The 3,290-nt window shown below is 51.0% G+C and carries 2 rRNA genes; both read right to left on the reverse strand.

The window, feature by feature from the left end:
* Positions 1-68, reverse strand: a 5S ribosomal RNA gene (gene rrf, locus AC07OF_RS25740); the annotation flags it as partial.
* A 137-nt stretch (positions 69-205) separates the two neighbouring features.
* Positions 206-3,095: ribosomal RNA gene (locus AC07OF_RS25745) — 23S ribosomal RNA — on the reverse strand.
* Positions 3,096-3,290: the final 195 nt, after the last annotated feature.

Genomic DNA, 3,290 nt, shown 5'->3' on the forward strand with positions numbered 1-3,290 from the left:
GCGATGCATCGTTTCACTGCTGAGTTCGGGATGGGATCAGGTGGTTCCAATGCTCTATGGTCGTCAAGAAATTCTGTTGCCAGAAGGTCTTGTTTAAGACACTCCAGCGAATTGGGTATGTGATGATTGTGAGTCGCAAACTTTCGGTTCGTTTCGTCTTCACAACACCGCAATCTGGCTTTCGCTCAAATTGCTTGGGTGTTATATGGTCAAGCCTCACGGGCAATTAGTATTGGTTAGCTCAACGCCTCACAGCGCTTACACACCCAACCTATCAACGTCGTAGTCTTCGACGGCCCTTCAGGGAGCTCAAGGCTCCAGTGAGATCTCATCTTGAGGCAAGTTTCCCGCTTAGATGCTTTCAGCGGTTATCTCTCCCGAACATAGCTACCCGGCAATGCCACTGGCGTGACAACCGGAACACCAGAGGTTCGTCCACTCCGGTCCTCTCGTACTAGGAGCAGCCCCTCTCAAATCTCAAACGTCCACGGCAGATAGGGACCGAACTGTCTCACGACGTTCTAAACCCAGCTCGCGTACCACTTTAAATGGCGAACAGCCATACCCTTGGGACCGGCTTCAGCCCCAGGATGTGATGAGCCGACATCGAGGTGCCAAACACCGCCGTCGATATGAACTCTTGGGCGGTATCAGCCTGTTATCCCCGGAGTACCTTTTATCCGTTGAGCGATGGCCCTTCCATACAGAACCACCGGATCACTAAGACCTACTTTCGTACCTGCTCGACGTGTCTGTCTCGCAGTCAAGCGCGCTTTTGCCTTTATACTCTACGACCGATTTCCGACCGGTCTGAGCGCACCTTCGTACTCCTCCGTTACTCTTTAGGAGGAGACCGCCCCAGTCAAACTACCCACCATACACTGTCCTCGATCCGGATAACGGACCTGAGTTAGAACCTCAAAGTTGCCAGGGTGGTATTTCAAGGATGGCTCCACGCGAACTGGCGTCCACGCTTCAAAGCCTCCCACCTATCCTACACAAGCAAATTCAAAGTCCAGTGCAAAGCTATAGTAAAGGTTCACGGGGTCTTTCCGTCTAGCCGCGGATACACTGCATCTTCACAGCGATTTCAATTTCACTGAGTCTCGGGTGGAGACAGCGCCGCCATCGTTACGCCATTCGTGCAGGTCGGAACTTACCCGACAAGGAATTTCGCTACCTTAGGACCGTTATAGTTACGGCCGCCGTTTACCGGGGCTTCGATCAAGAGCTTCGCGTTAGCTAACCCCATCAATTAACCTTCCGGCACCGGGCAGGCGTCACACCCTATACGTCCACTTTCGTGTTTGCAGAGTGCTGTGTTTTTAATAAACAGTCGCAGCGGCCTGGTATCTTCGACCGGCATGAGCTTACGGAGCAAGTCCTTCACCCTCACCGGCGCACCTTCTCCCGAAGTTACGGTGCCATTTTGCCTAGTTCCTTCACCCGAGTTCTCTCAAGCGCCTTGGTATTCTCTACCCAACCACCTGTGTCGGTTTGGGGTACGGTTCCTAGTTATCTGAAGCTTAGAAGCTTTTCTTGGAAGCATGGCATCAACCACTTCGTCGCCTAAAGGCAACTCGTCATCAGCTCTCGGCCTTAAGATCCCGGATTTACCTAAGATCTCAGCCTACCACCTTAAACTTGGACAACCAACGCCAAGCTGGCCTAGCCTTCTCCGTCCCTCCATCGCAATAACTAGAAGTACAGGAATATTAACCTGTTTTCCATCGACTACGCTTTTCAGCCTCGCCTTAGGGACCGACTAACCCTGCGTCGATTAACGTTGCGCAGGAAACCTTGGTCTTTCGGCGTGGGAGTTTTTCACTCCCATTGTCGTTACTCATGTCAGCATTCGCACTTCTGATACCTCCAGCAAGCTTCTCAACTCACCTTCACAGGCTTACAGAACGCTCCTCTACCGCATCACCTAAGTGATACCCGTAGCTTCGGTGCATGGTTTGAGCCCCGTTACATCTTCCGCGCAGGCCGACTCGACTAGTGAGCTATTACGCTTTCTTTAAAGGGTGGCTGCTTCTAAGCCAACCTCCTAGCTGTCTAAGCCTTCCCACATCGTTTCCCACTTAACCATGACTTTGGGACCTTAGCTGACGGTCTGGGTTGTTTCCCTTTTCACGACGGACGTTAGCACCCGCCGTGTGTCTCCCATGCTCGGCACTTGTAGGTATTCGGAGTTTGCATCGGTTTGGTAAGTCGGGATGACCCCCTAGCCGAAACAGTGCTCTACCCCCTACAGTGATACATGAGGCGCTACCTAAATAGCTTTCGAGGAGAACCAGCTATCTCCGAGCTTGATTAGCCTTTCACTCCGATCCACAGGTCATCCGCTAACTTTTCAACGGTAGTCGGTTCGGTCCTCCAGTCAGTGTTACCTAACCTTCAACCTGCCCATGGATAGATCGCCCGGTTTCGGGTCTATACCCAGCGACTAAACGCCCTATTAAGACTCGCTTTCGCTACGCCTCCCCTATTCGGTTAAGCTCGCCACTGAATATAAGTCGCTGACCCATTATACAAAAGGTACGCAGTCACCTAACAAGTAGGCTCCCACTGCTTGTACGCATACGGTTTCAGGATCTATTTCACTCCCCTCTCCGGGGTTCTTTTCGCCTTTCCCTCACGGTACTGGTTCACTATCGGTCAGTCAGTAGTATTTAGCCTTGGAGGATGGTCCCCCCATATTCAGACAAAGTTTCTCGTGCTCCGTCCTACTCGATTTCATGACTAAGAGATTTTCGCGTACAGGGCTATCACCCACTATGGCCGCACTTTCCAGAGCGTTCCGCTAATCTCAAAGCCACTTAAGGGCTAGTCCCCGTTCGCTCGCCACTACTAAGGGAATCTCGGTTGATTTCTTTTCCTCAGGGTACTTAGATGTTTCAGTTCCCCTGGTTCGCCTCTTGCACCTATGTATTCAGTACAAGATACTCAGCTTATGCTGAGTGGGTTCCCCCATTCAGAGATCTCCGGATCAAAGTCTGTTTGCCGACTCCCCGAAGCTTATCGCAGGCTACCACGTCTTTCATCGCCTCTGACTGCCAAGGCATCCACCGTATGCGCTTCTTCACTTGACCATATAACCCCAAGCAATCTGGTTATACTGTGAAGACGACATTCGCCGAAAATTCGCAAAACTCTTAAGAGTCACTCACAAATTTTACCTTAGCCTGAACACACACCAGTGAAAGTGTGGCCCAGTCTATCTTTCTATCACATACCCAAATTTTTAAAGAACGATTCTGAAAAAGTTCAGAAATCAATATTCGAAG

The sequence above is a fragment of the Pseudomonas sp. GW821-FHT10B02 genome, from assembly GCF_059415665.1.